This is a genomic window from Streptomyces sp. AMJ-169, assembly GCF_055597585.1.
Window position 1 is genome coordinate 124017 of the sequence record NZ_JBVLTJ010000009.1, and the last position, 17061, is coordinate 141077.

The 17061-nt window shown below is 71.9% G+C and carries 21 protein-coding genes and 1 riboswitch; of the genes, 12 read left to right on the plus strand and 9 right to left on the minus strand.

Features of this window, described 5'->3' with window-relative positions; genetic code table 11:
• Positions 1-127 precede the first annotated feature (127 nt).
• Positions 128-574, plus strand: coding sequence for an ATP-binding protein (locus ACYUD3_RS22845; RefSeq protein WP_470972737.1), 447 nt, complete (start codon positions 128-130; stop codon positions 572-574).
• A gap of 19 nt (positions 575-593) precedes the next feature.
• Here the strand turns inward: ACYUD3_RS22845 and ACYUD3_RS22850 are convergent, their stop codons facing one another.
• The 3 genes from ACYUD3_RS22850 to ACYUD3_RS22860 form a co-directional block, all read right to left on the minus strand.
• Entirely contained in the window at positions 594-1067 is a 474-nt protein-coding gene (locus ACYUD3_RS22850) for a C40 family peptidase (RefSeq protein ID WP_470972739.1), read from the minus strand.
• A gap of 3 nt (positions 1068-1070) precedes the next feature.
• Positions 1071-1245, minus strand: a riboswitch (cyclic di-AMP (ydaO/yuaA leader).
• A gap of 555 nt (positions 1246-1800) precedes the next feature.
• Positions 1801-2106 carry a hypothetical protein gene (locus ACYUD3_RS22855; protein WP_470973232.1) on the minus strand — a complete coding sequence of 102 codons (306 nt, stop codon included), beginning with the start codon at positions 2104-2106 and terminating at the stop codon, positions 1801-1803.
• A 2-nt stretch (positions 2107-2108) separates the two neighbouring features.
• A complete protein-coding gene (locus tag ACYUD3_RS22860) occupies positions 2109-2723 on the minus strand; it encodes an ATP-dependent Clp protease proteolytic subunit (RefSeq protein WP_470972741.1) in 615 nt (204 codons plus the stop codon).
• Positions 2724-2803: 80 nt separating this feature from the next.
• On the opposite strand from ACYUD3_RS22860, the gene ACYUD3_RS22865 reads away from it, so the two are divergent.
• The 7 genes from ACYUD3_RS22865 (at position 2804) to ACYUD3_RS22895 (ending at position 7783) form a co-directional block, all read left to right on the plus strand.
• The gene (locus tag ACYUD3_RS22865; protein ID WP_470972743.1) at positions 2804-3088 is read left to right on the plus strand and encodes a type II toxin-antitoxin system Phd/YefM family antitoxin; all 285 of its coding nucleotides are present in this window, start codon (positions 2804-2806) and stop codon (positions 3086-3088) included.
• 115 nt (positions 3089-3203) lie between these two features.
• Positions 3204-3506, plus strand: a complete 303-nt coding sequence (locus ACYUD3_RS22870) for an urease subunit gamma (protein ID WP_470972745.1) — start codon at positions 3204-3206, stop codon at positions 3504-3506.
• 11 nt (positions 3507-3517) lie between these two features.
• Positions 3518-3829, plus strand: a complete 312-nt coding sequence (locus tag ACYUD3_RS22875; protein ID WP_470972747.1) for an urease subunit beta — start codon at positions 3518-3520, stop codon at positions 3827-3829.
• Positions 3822-5543 carry an urease subunit alpha gene (locus tag ACYUD3_RS22880; RefSeq protein ID WP_470972748.1) on the plus strand — a complete coding sequence of 574 codons (1722 nt, stop codon included), beginning with the start codon at positions 3822-3824 and terminating at the stop codon, positions 5541-5543. The genes ACYUD3_RS22875 and ACYUD3_RS22880 overlap by 8 nt, the downstream gene beginning before the upstream one ends.
• The gene (locus ACYUD3_RS22885; RefSeq protein WP_470972750.1) at positions 5543-6205 is read left to right on the plus strand and encodes an urease accessory protein UreF; all 663 of its coding nucleotides are present in this window, start codon (positions 5543-5545) and stop codon (positions 6203-6205) included. Before ACYUD3_RS22880 ends, ACYUD3_RS22885 begins: the two co-directional genes overlap by 1 nt.
• A 22-nt stretch (positions 6206-6227) precedes the next feature.
• Positions 6228-6902, plus strand: coding sequence for an urease accessory protein UreG (gene ureG, locus ACYUD3_RS22890; RefSeq protein WP_470972752.1), 675 nt, complete (start codon positions 6228-6230; stop codon positions 6900-6902).
• Between the two features lie 104 nt (positions 6903-7006).
• Positions 7007-7783: an urease accessory protein UreD gene (locus ACYUD3_RS22895; protein ID WP_470973235.1), complete on the plus strand. Its 777-nt coding sequence runs from the start codon at positions 7007-7009 to the stop codon at positions 7781-7783.
• A gap of 99 nt (positions 7784-7882) precedes the next feature.
• Here ACYUD3_RS22895 and ACYUD3_RS22900 read toward each other — a convergent pair whose 3' ends face one another.
• From ACYUD3_RS22900 to ACYUD3_RS22915, 4 genes are all read right to left on the minus strand, one after another.
• The gene (locus tag ACYUD3_RS22900) at positions 7883-8587 is read right to left on the minus strand and encodes a lysophospholipid acyltransferase family protein (RefSeq protein ID WP_470972754.1); all 705 of its coding nucleotides are present in this window, start codon (positions 8585-8587) and stop codon (positions 7883-7885) included.
• Between the two features lie 332 nt (positions 8588-8919).
• On the minus strand, positions 8920-10137 hold the full coding sequence (gene rocD, locus ACYUD3_RS22905) for an ornithine--oxo-acid transaminase (protein WP_470972756.1): 1218 nt from the start codon (positions 10135-10137) through the stop codon (positions 8920-8922).
• Positions 10137-10946 (minus strand): dimethylargininase, encoded by an 810-nt coding sequence (gene ddaH / locus ACYUD3_RS22910; RefSeq protein WP_470972758.1) that lies wholly within the window; start codon positions 10944-10946, stop codon positions 10137-10139. Before ddaH ends, rocD begins: the two co-directional genes overlap by 1 nt.
• A gap of 115 nt (positions 10947-11061) precedes the next feature.
• A complete protein-coding gene (locus ACYUD3_RS22915) occupies positions 11062-11550 on the minus strand; it encodes an Lrp/AsnC family transcriptional regulator (protein ID WP_470972760.1) in 489 nt (162 codons plus the stop codon).
• Between the two features lie 100 nt (positions 11551-11650).
• Between ACYUD3_RS22915 and ACYUD3_RS22920 the strand changes: the two genes are divergently transcribed.
• Genes ACYUD3_RS22920 through ACYUD3_RS22935 form a run of 4 tightly spaced genes read left to right on the plus strand, consistent with a single transcriptional unit; the run spans position 11651 to position 15808 of the window.
• Positions 11651-12400: a LytR/AlgR family response regulator transcription factor gene (locus ACYUD3_RS22920; RefSeq protein WP_470972762.1), complete on the plus strand. Its 750-nt coding sequence runs from the start codon at positions 11651-11653 to the stop codon at positions 12398-12400.
• A 41-nt stretch (positions 12401-12441) separates the two neighbouring features.
• The gene (locus tag ACYUD3_RS22925) at positions 12442-12804 is read left to right on the plus strand and encodes a hypothetical protein (protein WP_470972764.1); all 363 of its coding nucleotides are present in this window, start codon (positions 12442-12444) and stop codon (positions 12802-12804) included.
• A complete protein-coding gene (locus tag ACYUD3_RS22930; RefSeq protein ID WP_470972766.1) occupies positions 12801-14630 on the plus strand; it encodes a sodium/solute symporter in 1830 nt (609 codons plus the stop codon). The genes ACYUD3_RS22925 and ACYUD3_RS22930 overlap by 4 nt, the downstream gene beginning before the upstream one ends.
• Positions 14627-15808, plus strand: a complete 1182-nt coding sequence (locus tag ACYUD3_RS22935; protein WP_470972768.1) for a sensor histidine kinase — start codon at positions 14627-14629, stop codon at positions 15806-15808. Before ACYUD3_RS22930 ends, ACYUD3_RS22935 begins: the two co-directional genes overlap by 4 nt.
• 7 nt (positions 15809-15815) lie before the next feature.
• Here the strand turns inward: ACYUD3_RS22935 and ACYUD3_RS22940 are convergent, their stop codons facing one another.
• Both ACYUD3_RS22940 and ACYUD3_RS22945 read right to left on the minus strand, forming a co-directional pair.
• Positions 15816-15986, minus strand: a complete 171-nt coding sequence (locus ACYUD3_RS22940) for a hypothetical protein (RefSeq protein WP_470972770.1) — start codon at positions 15984-15986, stop codon at positions 15816-15818.
• A gap of 60 nt (positions 15987-16046) precedes the next feature.
• A complete protein-coding gene (locus ACYUD3_RS22945) occupies positions 16047-16997 on the minus strand; it encodes a cytochrome c oxidase assembly protein (protein WP_470972772.1) in 951 nt (316 codons plus the stop codon).
• Between the last annotated feature and the right edge of the window lie 64 nt (positions 16998-17061).

Below are 17061 nucleotides of genomic sequence, written 5' to 3' on the forward strand. Positions count from 1 at the left end.
TCCTGGTGGATCGCCGCACCGACGCCCGCGTGGAATGGCACTCTGGCGGTGAACCACCAGTCCGGGACCGTACTCGAACCATCCGCGCCGTGTCGGACCGGTCCCGTGGGAAAGGGACGACGTCGCCATGGCAGACCACCTGGAAGCATCCGTCACCCTGCCGAGCGACCCGGTGTCGATCGCCGCGGCCCGCCGATTCGCGGCGGGCACGCTGACCGAGTGGGGGCTGCCGGCGGGCGCCGAACTCGTCGACACCGTCCGGCTGATCGTCTCGGAACTCGCCACCAACGCCGTGCAGCACACCTTCGGGCTCTCGCCCACGTTCACCGTCGCGCTCGCCCTGGACCGGGACGAACAGCTGCGGCTCGGCGTCACCGACAGCCACCCGCGGTTCCCCAAACGGCTCCCGGCCGCTGTCCAGCAGGACAACGGCCGGGGGCTGGTGATCATCCGCTCGCTGACGGCGGAGCACGGCGGCCGGCTCCAGGTGCGGCCCACCCACGAGGGCGGCAAGACGGTCTCGATCGAGCTGCCCTGGACCGCCCCGGCACCGCGGCCGGAGGCCACCGCCTAGAACCGGTCGACCGGCCTTGCTACTTCACCCGTCCGTACCAGACGCTCTTGGTCCAGATCTTCTGGAGCCGCACCACGTCACCGGTCTTGGGGGAGTGCCACACCTTGTTCGCGCCCGCGTAGATCGCGACGTGGTAGACGTTCGAGCCGGAGTGGAAGAAGACCAGGTCACCCGCCTGCCGCTGGGAGGCGGAGATGTGCCGGGTCTTGTTGTACTGCTGGGTGGTGGTACGCGGCAGGGTCTTGCCCGCCTTCTTGAACGCGTACTGGGTGAGCCCTGAGCAGTCGAACCGGTGGGGTCCGTTGGCGCCGTACCTGTACGGGGAGCCCTTCTTGGATGCCGCGATCTGGAGCGCCTTCGTCGCCGGAGTGGCGGCCTCCGCACTGGAGGCGACACCCGGTACGACCACCGAGCCGCCCACGGCGGCGATGGCGAAGGCCGAGGCCGCACCGGCGCGGACCATCAGCGACGGGACACGATTGAGCGCAGTCATGCGCAACCCTTCGTCAGCCGCCTGTGAAGGATGACCTGTCGGATTCGGGCTGGCGAAGTTGCCCGGCCGTGTCACCACGGCTTCACCCCAAGGGCTGCTCGGCTCCGGTCATGGCGTGACCGCTGCCGGCGACCCGTACTGCCTGGGTCCTCCACTCCTGCCGATGCACTCCTGTCGACCGGTCATCCGGGCGGCGGCAGGACTCGGCGTCCGCCCGGACCGCCCCGCCTCTGCTGGCGGGGGCTTGTCGTCAGACAGGGATCTTGGCTCACCGATGCCCCAAAAACCCAACGGTTTCGTGGATTTGTGGGCTTACTCACCACTCACCCGTTCGAGTGAACAGTTCAGCTTCCGGCCACGTGTCCGCCACCTGCGCGGCCCCCGAGCAGGGGTGGAGAACCGCACCGCGCACCTCGTCCGCGCAGGTCGCGCAGGTGGAGCGGGCCGTACGCGGGGGTGTCCGCTACGCCGAACAGGGGGCGTTCTGCGGCCATTTCACGCGGTGTCGGCTCCCGGGCGGCGGTGCGGCATCGGGCAGGCCCGGAGACGGGCGTACGTCGGCTGGAGGGAGCGTGGGCGAGAGCACATTCGCGGGGCGGAGGGCCGGGGTGCGCAGCCGTGCTTCCGTGCTCCGGGAGTGAGCCGGGTGAGGGAGCTGAGGCATCGACGGGCGCTCAGTAAATCGCACATGTCATAAGAAAGAGTACGCGCCTGAGGCCGACGCGACCCCGCCTCAACTCCCCGTCCCCGGCGGCAGCGTCACCCGCCCCGTGCGCCGCTCCCCGTCCAGCACCCGCAGCGCCCGCGCCAGCGTCGGGGCGTGCACCTCGCTCTCGCCGCGCTGGTGCATCAGCGCGAGCGCGTCCCGCAGCGCCGCCGCCTTGCCCACCAGCGCCTGGGCGGCCCGCAGGCCCCGGTAGGTGTCGCCGTCGTGGGCCGGGTTGATCCGGCCCAGCAGGTCGACGACCTCCAGATAACGGTCGATCAGCTCGGCCTCCGCGCGGGTCAGCGCGGGCAGCGGCGGCAGGTCGGGCAGCACGGTCACCGCCCCTTGCGGCTCGGTACGACGCCGTCGGCGATGCCGTACGCCACCGCGCCGGCCGCGTCCAGGATCAGGTCGCGCTCGATGTCCGCGGCGATCCGCTCCGGGGCGCGCCCGGTGTGCCGTACCAGCATCTCCTCCAGGCGGGCGCGGGTGCGGGCGAGTTCGCCGGCCTGGACGGCGAGGTCGCTGACCTGGCCCTGGAAGCCCTCGGCGGACTCGGGCTGGCTGAGCACCACGCGGGCGCCGGGCAGGACGAGACGCTTGCCCGGGGCGCCGGCCGCGAGCAGGACCGCCGCCGGGGAGCCGGCCTGGCCCAGGCAGACCGTCTCCACGTCGCAGGTGACGTACCGCATCGTGTCGTAGACGGCCGTCATCGCCGTGAACGAGCCGCCGGGCGAGTTGATGTACAGGGAGATGTCCTGGTCCGGGGCGCGGTGTTCGAGGTGCATCAGCTGGGCCATCACGTCGTTCGCCGCGATGTCGTCGACCGGGGTGCCCAGGAAGACGATCCGTTCCTCCAGGAGCTTCGCGTACGGGTCGAGGGTCTTGTGGCCGTAGCTCGTGCGCTCGTGAAACTCGGGGAGGACGTGGCGGGCGGTGGGTCGGGTCATGGGTACCCCCTCCTCAGGGTGAACCTGGGATCGGCATCTGTAAAAAATGTACAGGACGTACGTCACGTTAGAATGGCCTCATGGCCTACGAGATTCCGGTGACGCAAGCCAGGGCTGAGCTCGCCGATCTGATCAACCGGGTGGTGTACGGCGCCGAGCGCGTCGTCGTCACCCGGCATGGAAAACCCCTGGTCGCGCTGGTCTCGGCGGCCGATCTCGAGCGCCTCGACGCCCTGGACCGGGCGCAGGCCGAGGAGCCGCAGGTCATCAGCTCCGTTTCCGCAGTCCGAGAGGTCGCTTCCGCTCCCCGCGAACGCCAGCGGTTCGGGATCGCGGCCGAGCACCGGGGTCCGGCGGTCGGGTGATCGTCCGGACACGTCCTGTGGATCACGCTCCGGTTAACGTCCTCGAAACGCGTTCGAACTAGCCTCCCTCCACGCATCCGCAGCGCATCTGCGGCGAGGAAGGCAGAGGTGGGACGTGCAACTGACCCCGCACGAGCAGGAGAGACTGCTGATCCATGTGGCGGCCGACGTCGCTCAGAAGCGCCGGGCCCGGGGACTGAAGCTCAACCACCCCGAGGCGGTCGCGCTCATCACCTCGCACCTCCTCGAAGGCGCCCGCGACGGCCGGACCGTCGCCGAACTCATGGCGTCCGGCCGCAAGTTGCTGACCAGGGACGACGTCATGGAGGGCATCCCCGAGATGATCCACGACGTCCAGGTCGAGGCGACCTTCCCGGACGGCACCAAGCTCGTCACCGTCCACGACCCGATCGTCTGAAGGGGGCCGCGATGATTCCCGGAGAGATCCTGTTCGCCGACGGGCCGATCGTGTACAACGCGGGCCGCGAGGTCACCCGGCTCACGGTCCTCAACGCCGCCGACCGGCCGGTCCAGGTCGGCTCCCACTACCACTTCGCGGAGACCAACCCCGGTCTGGAGTTCGACCGGGCCGCCGCGCGCGGCAAGCGGCTGAACATCGCCGCCGGGACCGCCGTCCGCTTCGAGCCCGGCATCCCCGTGGCCGTCGAACTCGTCCCGCTCGCCGGCGCCCGGATCGTACCCGGCCTGCGCGGGGAGACCGGAGGTGCCCTCGATGCCTGAGATCTCCCGCGCCGCGTACGCCGACCTGTTCGGCCCGACGACCGGCGACCGCATCCGGCTCGCCGACACCGACCTGCTGATCGAGATCGAGGAGGACCGCAGCGGCGGCCCCGGACTCGCAGGCGACGAGGCCGTGTTCGGCGGCGGCAAGGTCATCCGCGAGTCGATGGGCCAGTCCCGCGTCACCCGCGCCCAGGGCACGCCCGACACCGTCATCACCGGCGCCGTGATCGTCGACCACTGGGGCATCGTCAAGGCCGACGTCGGCATCCGCGACGGCCGCATCAGCGGCATCGGCAAGGCCGGCAACCCGGACACGATGGACGGCGTCCACCCCGACCTCGTGATCGGCCCCGAGACCGAGATCATCGCGGGCAACGGCCGCATCCTCACGGCCGGCGCGGTCGACGCGCACGTCCACTTCATCTGCCCGCAGATCGCCGACGAGGCGCTGTCGTCCGGCGTCACCACCCTCGTCGGCGGCGGCACCGGACCCGCCGAGGGCTCCAAGGCGACGACGGTCACGCCGGGCCGCTGGCACCTCGCGCGGATGCTGGAGGCGATGGAGCAGTACCCGCTCAACATCGGGTTCCTCGGCAAGGGCAACACCGTCTCGCACGACGCGATGCTCGCCCAGATCCGCGGCGGCGCCCTCGGCCTCAAGCTGCACGAGGACTGGGGCTCGACCCCGGCCGTCATCGACGCGTCCCTCACGGTCGCCGACCAGACCGGCATCCAGGTCGCGATCCACACCGACACCCTCAACGAGGCCGGTTTCGTGGGCGACACGCTCGCCGCGATCGCCGGCCGGGGCATCCACGCCTACCACACCGAGGGCGCCGGCGGCGGGCACGCGCCCGACATCATGACGGTCGTCTCCCAGCCGCACGTCCTGCCCAGCTCCACCAACCCGACCCGCCCCTACACCGTCAACACCGCCGAGGAACACCTCGACATGCTGATGGTCTGCCACCACCTCAACCCGGCCGTGCCCGAGGACCTCGCCTTCGCCGAGTCCCGGATCCGCCCCTCCACCATCGGCGCGGAGGACATCCTCCACGACATGGGCGCCATCTCGATCATCTCCTCCGACTCCCAGGCCATGGGCCGCGTCGGCGAGGTCATCCTGCGCACCTGGCAGACCGCCCACGTCATGAAGCGCAGACGCGGCGCCCTCCCCGGCGACGGCCGCGCCGACAACCACCGCGTACGGCGCTACGTCGCGAAGTACACCATCAACCCCGCGCTCGCCCAGGGCCTCGCTCGCGAGATCGGCTCCGTCGAGACCGGCAAGCTCGCCGACCTCGTCCTGTGGAACCCGCAGTTCTTCGGTGTGAAGCCGCATCTCGTCGTCAAGGGCGGCCAGATCGCCTACGCGCAGATGGGCGACGCCAACGCCTCCATTCCGACCCCGCAGCCGGTCCTGCCCCGCCCGATGTACGGCGCGATCGGCCGGGCGCCCGCCGCCAACTCCTTCAACTTCGTCGCCCAGCTGGCGATCGAGGACGGCCTCCCGGACCGGCTCCAGCTGGGCAAGAAGTTCGTCGCGATCGAGTCGACCCGCGCGGTCACCAAGGCCGACATGCGGGAGAACGACGCCCGCCCGGACGTCCGCGTCGACCCCGACAGCTTCGCCGTGCACATCGACGGCGAACTGGTCGAGGCCACCCCGGCGGCCGAACTGCCGCTGGCCCAGCGGTACTTCCTGTTCTGATGTCCAGAGCGGCACTGCTCGTCCTCGCCGACGGCCGCTTCCCCGCCGGAGGCCACGCGCACTCCGGCGGGGCGGAGGAGGCGGTGAGGGCCGGGCGGATCACGGGAGTCGGGACCCTGGAGACGTTCTGCCGGGGCCGGCTGCACACGACGGGACTGGTCGCGGCGTCCCTCGCGGCAGCGGCCGCCGCGGGAGCCGACCCGGTGTGGCTGGACGGACAGGCGGACGCCCGAACTCCCTCCCCGGCACTGCGCGTTGCCGCCCGGAAACTCGGCCGCCAGCTGATGCGGGCGGCACGCGCGACCTGGCCCTCCCCCGAACTCGACGCCCTCGCCGGTGAGTTCCCCAAAGGGGCACACCAGCCTGTGGTGTTGGGGGTCACGGCCCGCGCGGCCGGACTCGGGCCGCAGGACGCCGCGTACTGCGCCGCGTACGAGAGCGTGGGCGGGCCGGCGACGGCGGTGGTGCGGCTGCTGAGCCTCGATCCCTTCCAGGCGACCGGAGTGCTGGCCCGGCTGGCGCCGGAGCTGGATCTGGTCGTGGACCGGGCGGTCGCGGCGGGGACGGCGGTGCCGGCCCGACTGCCCGCCGCCTCCAGTCCGTTGCTGGAGCTGGGGGCGGAGGTCCACGCGGGCCGGCAGGCACGCCTTTTCGCTTCCTGACCTTTCGAGCAAGGAGTCCCCCATGCACCTCGACCACTCCCACACCCACTCCGCTGTCAGCGCCGACGCCCACCGCCCCGACGGCACCCGGCGCGCCGTGCGCATCGGGCTCGGCGGGCCCGTCGGCTCCGGCAAGACCGCGACCGTCGCCGCGCTCTGCCGGGCCCTGCGCGACGAGCTGAGCCTCGCCGTCGTCACCAACGACATCTACACCCGCGAGGACGCCGAGTTCCTGCTGAGGGAGGCCGTGCTGCCGCCCGAGCGGATCAGCGCCGTCGAGACCGGGGCCTGCCCGCACACCGCGATCCGGGACGACATCTCCGCCAACCTCGAAGCGGTGGAGGAGCTGGAGGAGGAGGTCGGCCCGCTGGATCTGATCCTCGTCGAGTCCGGCGGTGACAACCTCACCGCGACGTTCTCCAAGGGGCTCGTGGACGCGCAGATCTTCGTCATCGACGTCGCGGGCGGGGACGACATCCCGCGCAAGGGGGGTCCCGGTGTCACCACCGCCGACCTGCTGATCGTCAACAAGACCGACCTCGCGCCGTACGTCGGCTCCGACCTAGCCCGGATGGCCGCCGACGCGAAGGCCCAGCGCGCCGAACTCCCGGTCGTCTTCCAGTCCCTGCGCTCGGCGGCGGGGGTCGGGGAGGTCGCGGAGTGGGTGCGGGGGCAGGTGCGGGGGTGGACGGCGTGACGGGTGTGGCGGGTGTGGCGGGTGTGGTCGGCGTGACGGGAGCGGCTGAGGTGACCGGCGTGTCGAGCGCGAGCGGCCTGCCCGACGTGCCGAACGTGACCGGCATGCCCGGCGTGGCGCCCGCTACCGGCGTCAGCGCCACCGCCCGTCTCCGTGCCCTCCCCGACGGCCGGGGCGGCACCTCGCTCCCCGTTCTGGAGAGCGACGGCCCCCTCGCCCTGCGCCGCACCCGCGAGGTCCGCGGCGGTGCGGCCCGGGTGATGCTCGTCGGGGCCATGAGCGGTCCCCTCGGCGGTGACCGGTTCCGCGTCGAGACGGACGTCGAGGACGGTGCCCGGCTGGACGTCGGCTCCGCCGCCGCGACCATCGCGCTGCCCGGCCAGGCGAAGGGCGAGGCTCGTTACGACGTCCGGCTGCGGGTCGCCGGTTCGGGTGAACTTCACTGGCTGCCCGAGCAGTTGATCTCGGCCGCCGGGAGCGAGCTGTACGTCTCGACGCGGATCGACGTCGACAGCGGGGCCCGGCTGGTGTTCCGGGAGGAGCAGGTGCTGGGCCGGGCGGGGGAGGAACCCGGGTTCCTGAGCAGCCGGTTGACCCTGAACGTCGGGCAACGGACCCTCCTCGACCAGGAGTTGACGTGCGGCCCCGGAGCGCCGGGCGGCTGGGACGGGCCCGCCGTACTGGGCGGACACCGGGCGCTGGGACAACTCCTCGTCGTACGGCCGGAGTTCGCGGAGCGGCCGGTCGCGGTGCGGGTGCTCGGGGAGGGGGCCGCGACGGTCGTGCCGCTCGCTGGGCCCGCCGCGCTGGTCACGGCGCTGGCCGCGGACGGGCTTCAGCTGCGGGAGCTGCTGGACCGGGCGCTGGGCGAGCTGGGCTGACCCTCGCAACACCGCCGGCCCGGAACGCCGGTGAGCTGGGCTGATCCTCGAACGCCGCCCGCCCGAAACGCCGGCGAGCCCCGCTGCACAACCCGGCCCTCAACTCAGCGGCATCCTAGGGAACTTCCGCTGTTCCTCCGCCTTCACCTCCGCCGCGTACCGGTCGACGTACTCCTGGCCGGAGAGGGTCATGATGGCGTACATGATCTCGTCGGTGACGGCGCGCAGGGCTGTCTTGTCGTGCTCCAGGCCCGTGTAGCGGGAGAAGTCGAGCGGGGCGCCGAACCGGATCGTGACGGGGTGCAGGTTCGGGATCAGCTTGCCCGGCGGCTGTGCCTCGAACGTACCGATCATCGCGCAGGGGACGACCGGGACTTGGGCGGTCAGGGCCATCACCGCGACGCCGACCTTGCCCTTGTAGAGGCGGCCGTCGTGCGAGCGGGTGCCCTCCGGGTAGATGCCCAGCAGGTCGTCCTGGGCCAGCACCGACAGGCCCTCGCGGATCGCCGCCCGCCCCGCCTCCTTGCCCGAGCGGTCGACCGGGATCTGGCCCGCGCTGCGGAAGAACGCGGCGGTGAGCCGGCCGCGCAGACCAGGGCCCGTGAAGTACTCGGCCTTGGCGAGGAAGGTGATCCGCCGCTTGAGGACGGCCGGCATCAGGAAGTGGTCCGCGAAGGAGAGATGGTTGCCCGCGACGATGGCCGCGCCGCTCCCGGGGACGTGCTCCAGCCCCTCGATGCGCGGCCGGAAGAGCAGCTTCAGCAAGGGGCCGATCAGCACGTACTTGAGGAGTCGGTAGAACATCGGGCGCCCTTTCGGCACGACCCCCGCGACGACCGGCTTCCGGCAGGTCAGCCGGGTGGTGGGGTGGGGTCAGTGTAGGGGGCGGGGGAGGGGACGGGAACTCTTCGCCGCGCCCTGCACGAGAACTCCCCGCCGCGCGCGACACGAGAACTCCCGGCAACTCCCCGCCGCGAGCCGCACGAGAACCCGCCGACTCCCCGCAGCTCGCCGCACGAGAACTCCCCGCCGCGCGCGACACGAGAACTCCCGCCAACTCCCCGCCGCGAGCCGCACGAGAACCCGCCGACTCCCCGCAGCCCGCCGCACGAGAACTCCCCGCCGCCCCCCAGAGATCACCCCAACACCCTCCCCAACACCCCCACCGCCGACCGAAGTTCCCCCTCCGTGATGCACAACGGCGGCGCGATCCGGATCGTCGACCCATGCGTGTCCTTCACCAACACCCCTTCCCGCATGAGCCGTTCACTCACCTCGCGCCCCGTCCCCAGCGCCGGATCGACGTCCACGCCCGCCCACAGCCCGCGCGCCCGGAAGCCCACGACCCCGTGCCCGACCAGATCAGCCAGCCCCTCCCGCAGCACTTCCCCCAACTCCGAAGCCCGCCGCTGGAATTCACCCGTCTCCAGCAGCTCCACCACAGCCGTCCCGACCGCCGCGGCCAGCGGATTCCCGCCGAACGTCGACCCGTGCTCCCCGGGATGCAGCACCCCGAGGACGTCCCGCCGCCCCACGACCGCCGAGACGGGGACGATCCCGCCGCCCAGCGCCTTGCCGAGCAGGATGACGTCCGGGACGACCCCTTCGTGCCGCACGGCCAGCGTGTGCCCCGTCCGCCCGAGCCCCGACTGGATCTCGTCGGCGATGAACAGGCACCCCGCGCGGCGCGTCAACTCCCGTACGCCCGCCAGGTATCCGTCGTCCGGGATGACCACCCCGGCCTCGCCCTGGATGGGCTCGATGAGCACCGCCGCCGTCGTCTCGTCGACCGCCGCCTCCAGCGCCGCGAGGTCGTTGTACGGGACGATCCGGAACCCCGGCGTGAAGGGGCCGAAGCCGGCGCGGGCGCTCTCGTCGGTGGAGAAGCTGACGATGGTCGTCGTGCGGCCGTGGAAGTTGTCGGCGGCCACGACGATCGTCGCCCGGTCCGCCGGGACGCCCTTGACGTCGTACGCCCATTTGCGGGCGATCTTGACGGCCGACTCGACCGCCTCCGCGCCCGTGTTCATCGGGAGCATCATCTCGGTGCCGGTCAACTCGACCAGGCGTTCGGCGAATTCGGCGAGGCGGTCGTTGTGGAAGGCGCGGGAGGTCAGGGTGAGGCGGTCCAGCTGGCGGTGGGCCGCCTCGATCAACTGGGGGTGGCGGTGGCCGAAGTTGAGGGCCGAGTAGCCGGCGAGGAGGTCCAGGTAGCGGCGGCCCTCGACGTCTTGGACCCACGCGCCCTCGGCGGAGGCCACGACCACCGGCAGCGGGTGGTAGTTGTGCGCGAGGACCGGGCCCTCCGCGCGGATCAGCTCGTCGGACGTACGCATGTCGGTCACCACGGTCATCAGCGGATCTCCTGGGTGCAGCACTTGATGCCGCCGCCGGCCTTGTGGAACTCGGAGAGGTCGACGGGGACGGGGACGTAGCCGTGGTCGGCGAGGCGGGCCGCGAGGGACTCCGCGCGCGGGGCGATGAAGACGTGGCGGCCGTCGGAGACCGAGTTCAGGCCCCAGGCCAGCGCGTCCTCCCGGGTGGCCAGGACGGCGTCGGGGTAGAGCGCCTTCAGGACCTCGCGACTGCCGGGGGAGAACGCCTCCGGGTAGTACACGACGTTGTCGTCGTCGAGGACGAACAGCGCCGTGTCCAGGTGGTAGAAGTACGGGTCGGTCAGCGTCAGCCCGATCACCGGGCGGCCGAAGAACTCCTGCGCCTCCCGGTGCGCCTCCCGTGACGTGCGGAAACCGGTGCCCGCCAGGAGGTAGCGGCCGGTCCAGACGAGGTCGCCCTCGCCCTCGACGGTGTGCTCCGGGCGGCGCACGTCGTACCCGGCCGCCTTGAACCAGGTGTCGAAGTGGACGGACTCCGGGCGCCGCTCGGGCGCGTGGAAGAGGGCGCCCAGGACGCGGCCGTCGACGACGACCGCCGAGTTCGCCGCGAACACCATGTCGGGCAGGCCGGGCGCCGGCTCGACCGCGTCGACGGTGTGGCCGTGCGCGCGGTAGGCGCGGATCAGCGACTGCCACTGCTCCTGCGCGAGGTCGACGTCGACGGGGGTGTCGGGGTGCATCCAGGGGTTGATCGCGTACTGCACGGCGAAATGTCTGGGTTCGCAGACCAGAAAACGCCGGGGGCGCGGCACACGGGAGTCTGACACAGAGGGGTTCCTCCGCATTTCCAGTGGTATCTACGAGGTGTGATCAACGGTAGAAAACCGGCTGGGCGCAGGACAAGGAATCAACACTGCGTGTCCGTGCAGGAATGCTGCGTGTTCAAGCCTCCTCACGCACGTCTGGTGCGAGCTGGCTGGCTCCCGCCTCCGGGGCGTCCGGCAGCAGGTGCGACAGCACCATCACACTGATCGTCTTGCGGATGAACGGCTCGACCCGGATGCGCTCCAGCACCTCCTCGAAGTGCTCCACGTCCCGCGCCCGCACATGCAGCAGCGCGTCCGCCCCGCCCGTCACCGTCATCGCCGCCGTGATCTCCGGATGGTTGCGCACCACCTCCGCGAGCCGCCTCGGGGGCGCGGCGCCCTCGCAGTACACCTCCACGTACGCCTCCGTGCGCCACCCCAGCGCCGCCGGCTGGACCGTCGCCGTGAACCCCGTGATCACCCCGCTCTCCCGCAGCCGGTCCACCCGCCGCTTCACCGCCGTCGAGGACAGCCCGATCGCCTGGCCGATCTCGGCGAAACTGGTCCGCGCGTTCGCCATCAACGCGGTGATGATCTTCCGGTCGAGTTCGTCGAAGGGGGTCATGGCGGCACCATATCCAGGGCGAACGCGCCGCGATCGCCACCGCGACCGCCCCCGTCCGCCACGTGTGCACGGACCCCGATCCCCCTTACACTCCGACTTCATGCTGCGCGCCCTCGCCGTCGACGACGAACGCCCCTCCCTGGAGGAGCTGTTGTACCTCCTCAACGCCGACCCCCGGATCGGCAGCGCCGAGGGCGCCGGGGACGCGACCGAGGCGCTGCGCCGCATCAACCGCGCCCTGGAGTCCGGGCCCGGCGGCCCCGAGGCCGTCGACGTCGTCTTCCTCGACATCCAGATGCCCGGCCTCGACGGGCTCGACCTCGCCCGCCTCCTCGGCGGCTTCGCCCGCCCCCCGCTGATCGTCTTCGTCACCGCCCACGAGGACTTCGCCGTCCAGGCGTTCGACCTCAAGGCCGTCGACTACCTCCTCAAACCGGTCCGCAAGGAACGCCTCGCCGAAGCGGTGCGGCGCGCCGCCGAACTGCGCGGCGCCGCGCCGCGCATCCCCGTGCACGAACCCGACCCCGACCAGATCCCCGTCGAACTCGGCGGCGTCACCCGCTTCGTCCCCGTCGACGACATCACCCACGTCGAGGCCCAGGGCGACTACGCCCGCCTGCACACCGAACGCGGCAGCCACCTCGTCCGCATCCCCCTGTCCACCCTGGAGGAACGCTGGCGCGCCCGGGGCTTCGTCCGCATCCACCGCCGCCACCTCGTCGCCCTGCGCCACATCGGCGAACTCCGGCTGGACGCCGGGTCGGTGAGCGTCCTCGTCGGCGCCGAGGAACTCCAGGTCTCCCGGCGGCACGCCCGCGAACTGCGCGAACTGCTGATGAGGAGAACGTGAAAGCGCCCCGCGGCGGGCCGCCGACCAGGAGACTCTGAAAGGTGCCGAACCAGGACCCCGCCGAGCGCCGCGTCACCGTCACCGGACCGCCCCGCCGCACCAAGCGCCCCGCCGGCGGCTACCGCCCCCGGACCGAGATCGACGAACAGACCACCCTCGGCCACACCTACGTCCGCTCCCTCATGCGCTCCCAACTGCGCGCCGCCCTCGCCGTGTTCACCGTCCTCGGACTGCTGATCGGACCGCTCCCGCTGGTCCTCGCCGCGACCCCCGGCGCGCGCGGCCTCACCTGGGTGATCCTCGGCTTCGGCCTGTACGCCCCGCTCGTCCTGCTCGCCCGCTGGTACGTGCGGCGCGCCGAACGCAACGAGAGGGACTTCGTCCGCCTGGTCGAGGACCGGTGAACTCCTCCTACGCCGTCCCGGCCGTCGCCCTCGTCGTCGTCGCGACCGTCCTCGTCGGCGCCTTCGGCCTGCGCATCTCCCGCACGACGTCCGACTTCTACGTCGCCTCCCGCACCGTCGGACCCCGCCTCAACGCCGCCGCCATCAGCGGCGAGTACCTCTCCGCCGCCTCCTTCCTCGGCATCGCGGGACTCGTCCTCGTCCAGGGCCCCGACATGCTCTGGTACCCGGTCGGCTACACCGCCGGCTACCTCGTCCTGCTCATCTTCGTCGCCGCCCCGCTGCGCCGCTCCGGCGCCTACACCCTCCCCGACTTCGCCGAGGCCCGGCTCTCCTCCGGCTTCGTGCGCCGGCTCGCGGGCACCTTCGTCGTCGGCGTCGGCTGGCTCTACCTCCTGCCCCAACTCCAGGGCGCCGGGCTCACACTGACCGTCCTGACCGGGGCGCCCGGCTGGCTCGGCGGGGTCATCGTCGCCGTCGTCGTCACCGCGACCGTCGCGGCCGGCGGCATGCGCAGCATCACCTTCGTGCAGGCCTTCCAGTACTGGCTGAAGCTGACCGCGCTGCTCGTCCCCGCCCTCTTCCTCGTCCTCGCCTGGCACGGCGACGGCGCGCCCCGGGGCGCCTTCGCGGAACCGGCGACCTTCCGCGAACAGCGCACGGTCCGCGTCGCCGACACCCTGGACCTGCGCCTGGACCGCCCGCTGACGGTCACGGTGACGGGCACGGTCGACGGCCGGCACCACCGGGACACGGTCCTGGAGCTGGCGGCGGGCACCCACCACGTCGTCCACGGCACCCGCCTCACCTTCCCCGAGGGCGCCGCCGTCCCCACCGCCGAACGCGGCAGCAACGGCGGCATGTCGACGTCCCTCGCCGCCGGCCGCGAGGAACGCCCGCTGTACGCGACGTACGGGCTCATCCTCGCGACCTTCCTCGGCACCATGGGCCTGCCGCACGTCGTCGTCCGCTTCTACACCAGCCCGCACGGCGTCGCCGCCCGCCGCACGACGGTCGCGGTGCTCGCCCTGATCGGCGCGTTCTACCTCCTGCCGCCCCTGTACGGCGCCCTGGGCCGGCTCTACGCCCCCGAACTCGCCCTCACCGGCGACGCCGACGCGGCCGTGCTGCTGCTGCCGGACCGGGTGATCGGCGGGCTCGGCGGCGATCTGCTGGGCGCGCTGGTGGCGGGCGGGGCGTTCGCCGCGTTCCTGTCGACCGCGTCGGGGCTGACGATGGCGGTCGCGGGCGTCCTCACGCAGGACGTGCTGCCCGCGCGCGGGGTGCGGCACTTCCGGCTCGGCACGCTGCTCGCGATGGCCGCGCCGCTCGCCGCGAGCCTCCTCGTCGGCGGCCTCCCGGTGGCCGACGCGGTCGGCCTCGCCTTCGCCGTCTCCGCGTCCTCGTTCTGCCCCCTGCTGGTCCTCGGCATCTGGTGGCGCCGCCTGACCCCGCCGGGGGCGGCGGCGGGCATGCTGGTCGGCGGCGGCGCGGCGTTCGCGGCGGTCGCCACGACCATGGCGGGCCTGCCGGTACGGGGCACCTGGCACGCGTTACTGGCCTGGCCGGCGCTGTGGTCGGTGCCGCTGGGCTTCCTGACGATGATCCTGGTCTCCCTGTCCACCCCGAGCCGCGTCCCCCCGGGCACAGCCGAGATCCTGGCCCGCTTCCATCTGCCGGAGGAGCTGCGGATGGGGGAGGGGAGGAGGGCGGCCCTTCCGGCGGCGGAACAGACGGCGCCGGCCGCGTACGACCTTCCGGCGCCGGCCTCGTACGATCTGCCCGCACCGGCCGACCCCCCGGCCTCCTCGGAGCGCACCCCATGAGCGGATTCCTCGCCGGGCTCCTCGTCGCCGTGCTCCCCCTCCTCGGGGCCGGGTTCTGGCTCGGGCGGCGGGTGGCTCGGCCGCAGGTGCTCGGGGGGCTCGGGACGCCCGTCGAGCACGCCACCTTCCAGACCCTGCACACCGCCTCCCTCGCCGCCCCCGCGCTGCGGGCGGGGCTGACCGAGGAGTCGGCGCGGAAGTCGGCGCGGCGGCTGCGGTCGCTGCTGGGGACCGACGCGCTGTGTCTGACCGACGAGGAGGGCGTGCTGGCCTGGGACGGGGTCGGCGCGCATCACCGGGCGGAGATCATGGAGCGGCTCGCGGGGCCGCTGGAGTCGGGGCGGGGAGAAGCGTTCCGGCTGGACTGCGACGCGCCGGACTGCCCGGTGCGCTGGGCGGTCGTCGCGCCGCTGACCGTCGACGAGCGGGTGCACGGCGCGCTGGTCGCATGCGCCCCGCGGGAGTCGGCGGTGCTGGTGCGGGCGGCGGGGGAGGTCGCGCGGTGGGTGTCCGTGCAGCTGGAGCTGGCCGACCTCGACGACTCGCGGACCCGGCTCATCGAGGCCGAGATAAGAGCGCTGCGGGCCCAGATCTCCCCGCACTTCATCTTCAACTCCCTCGCGGTGATCGCCTCGTTCGTGCGCACCGACCCCGAGCGCGCCCGCGATCTGCTGCTGGAGTTCGCCGACTTCACCCGCTACTCGTTCCGCCGCAAAGGGGACTTCACCACCCTCGCCGACGAACTCCACGCCATCGACCACTACTTGGCCCTCGTCCGGGCCCGCTTCGGCGACCGCCTCGCCGTCACCCTCCAGATCGCCCCGGAAGTCCTCCCCGTCGCGCTGCCGTTCCTGTGCCTGCAACCGCTGGTCGAGAACGCGGTCAAGCACGGCCTGGAGGGCAAGGCGGACAAGTGCCACATACGCATCACCGCCCAGGACACCGGCGCCGAGGCCACCGTCGTCATCGAGGACGACGGCGCCGGCATGGACCCCGCCCTGCTGCGCCGCATCCTCGCCGGCGAGATCAGCCCCTCCGGCGGCATCGGCCTGTCCAACGTCGACGACCGCCTGCGCCAGGTGTACGGCGACGCGTACGGCCTGGTCATCGAGACGGCCGTGGGCGCCGGCATGAAGGTGACCGCCCGGCTGCCGAAATACCAGCCGGGCGTGCACTGACCGCCGCTCAGCCGGATTTCATGACCACCATCGCCAGCGTGATCAGACCCAGCACCACCCAGCCGAACCACAGCCAGCCGTTGGAGCCGAGGGCCACCGTGTAGGCGGTCACCGCGACGAGTCCGCCGACGGTGAGCACCCCCATGGTCTTCGTGGAGCTGTCCGTGGAACCGGCCATCGTGACACCCTCCTCAGGGCCGCCCTCCGCAGGGCGGTCCACCTCCATGGTGCCCCGGGATCAGCCCTTGCGTGAGTTGAGCGACGCGAGATAGGCGTTGTACGCCGCCAGCTCCTGGTCGCCGTCGCGGTCCGCGGCCCGGTCCTGCCGCTTGGCCTGCCGCTGCTCGGAGCCGTACCACTGGAACAGCAGGGCGATCAGCACGATCACCGAGGGGATCTCGGAGAACGCCCACGCGATACCGCCGGCCGCGCTCTGGTCGGAGAGCGCGTCGATGCCGAGCGAGGCGGGCGGGTTCTTGAAGGATTCCACCATCGGCTCGGACGCCATCATCAGCGCGATTCCGAAGAACGCGTGGAACGGCATTCCCGCGAAAAGCTCCAGCATCCGCATCAGATATCCGGGCCGGTTCGGACCGGGGTCCACACCGATGATCGGCCAGAAGAACACCATGCCGACCGCGAAGAAGTGCACCATCATCGCGACGTGCCCCGTCTTCGTCGACATCAGCGTGTCGAACAGAGGCGTGAAATACAGCGCGTACAGGCTCGCGATGAACAGCGGAATGGTGAACCCGGCGTGCGTGACGATCCGCATGTACCGGCTGTGCAGCAGCGCGAGCAGCAGCTCACGCGGCCCCTTGCGGCCCTTGCCGGCCACCGGCAGCGCCCGCAGCGCCAGCGTCACCGGCGCCCCGAGGAGCACCAGAATCGGCGAGACCATGCTGATCACCATGTGCTGCACCATGTGCACGCTGAACATGGCCATTCCGTAGTCGTTCAGCTTCGTCAGCATCACGAGCGCGACCGTCAGCACCCCGAGCACGAAGGAAATTGTCCGCGCCCAGGACCAGGAGTCGCCGCGCCGCCGCAGCCTTATGACCCCCCATCCGTACAACGCGAGTCCCGCGATACACGCGACGAGGAAAAACGGATCGGTGGACCATTCGAGCCCCCGCCCCAGCGTGAACGGCGGCAGATCCATGGTCATGCCGTGCCCGCTGTGATCCATAAAGGCGGCTCCAGACTCGTAGTGGTGCAATTCGTCCGCCCATCAGAGTAGAGCCGCCCCGGCC

Excerpts from the sequence above, each read along its gene's own strand:
- ACYUD3_RS22880 (WP_470972748.1), top strand. The coding sequence starts at position 3,822 with ATGCCTGAGATCTCCCGCGCCGCGTACGCCGACCTGTTCGGCCCGACG.
- ACYUD3_RS22885 (WP_470972750.1), top strand. The coding sequence starts at position 5,543 with ATGTCCAGAGCGGCACTGCTCGTCCTCGCCGACGGCCGCTTCCCCGCC.
- ACYUD3_RS22860 (WP_470972741.1), bottom strand. The coding sequence starts at position 2,723 with ATGACCCGACCCACCGCCCGCCACGTCCTCCCCGAGTTTCACGAGCGC.
- ACYUD3_RS22935 (WP_470972768.1), top strand. The coding sequence starts at position 14,627 with ATGAGCGGATTCCTCGCCGGGCTCCTCGTCGCCGTGCTCCCCCTCCTC.
- ACYUD3_RS22900 (WP_470972754.1), bottom strand. The coding sequence starts at position 8,587 with ATGTTCTACCGACTCCTCAAGTACGTGCTGATCGGCCCCTTGCTGAAG.
- ACYUD3_RS22895 (WP_470973235.1), top strand. The coding sequence starts at position 7,007 with ATGCCCGGCGTGGCGCCCGCTACCGGCGTCAGCGCCACCGCCCGTCTC.
- ureG (WP_470972752.1), top strand. The coding sequence starts at position 6,228 with ATGCACCTCGACCACTCCCACACCCACTCCGCTGTCAGCGCCGACGCC.
- ACYUD3_RS22915 (WP_470972760.1), bottom strand. The coding sequence starts at position 11,550 with ATGACCCCCTTCGACGAACTCGACCGGAAGATCATCACCGCGTTGATG.
- ACYUD3_RS22945 (WP_470972772.1), bottom strand. The coding sequence starts at position 16,997 with ATGGATCACAGCGGGCACGGCATGACCATGGATCTGCCGCCGTTCACG.
- ACYUD3_RS22850 (WP_470972739.1), bottom strand. The coding sequence starts at position 1,067 with ATGACTGCGCTCAATCGTGTCCCGTCGCTGATGGTCCGCGCCGGTGCG.
- ACYUD3_RS22865 (WP_470972743.1), top strand. The coding sequence starts at position 2,804 with ATGGCCTACGAGATTCCGGTGACGCAAGCCAGGGCTGAGCTCGCCGAT.
- ACYUD3_RS22920 (WP_470972762.1), top strand. The coding sequence starts at position 11,651 with ATGCTGCGCGCCCTCGCCGTCGACGACGAACGCCCCTCCCTGGAGGAG.
- ACYUD3_RS22875 (WP_470972747.1), top strand. The coding sequence starts at position 3,518 with ATGATTCCCGGAGAGATCCTGTTCGCCGACGGGCCGATCGTGTACAAC.
- ACYUD3_RS22940 (WP_470972770.1), bottom strand. The coding sequence starts at position 15,986 with ATGGCCGGTTCCACGGACAGCTCCACGAAGACCATGGGGGTGCTCACC.
- ACYUD3_RS22845 (WP_470972737.1), top strand. The coding sequence starts at position 128 with ATGGCAGACCACCTGGAAGCATCCGTCACCCTGCCGAGCGACCCGGTG.
- rocD (WP_470972756.1), bottom strand. The coding sequence starts at position 10,137 with ATGACCGTGGTGACCGACATGCGTACGTCCGACGAGCTGATCCGCGCG.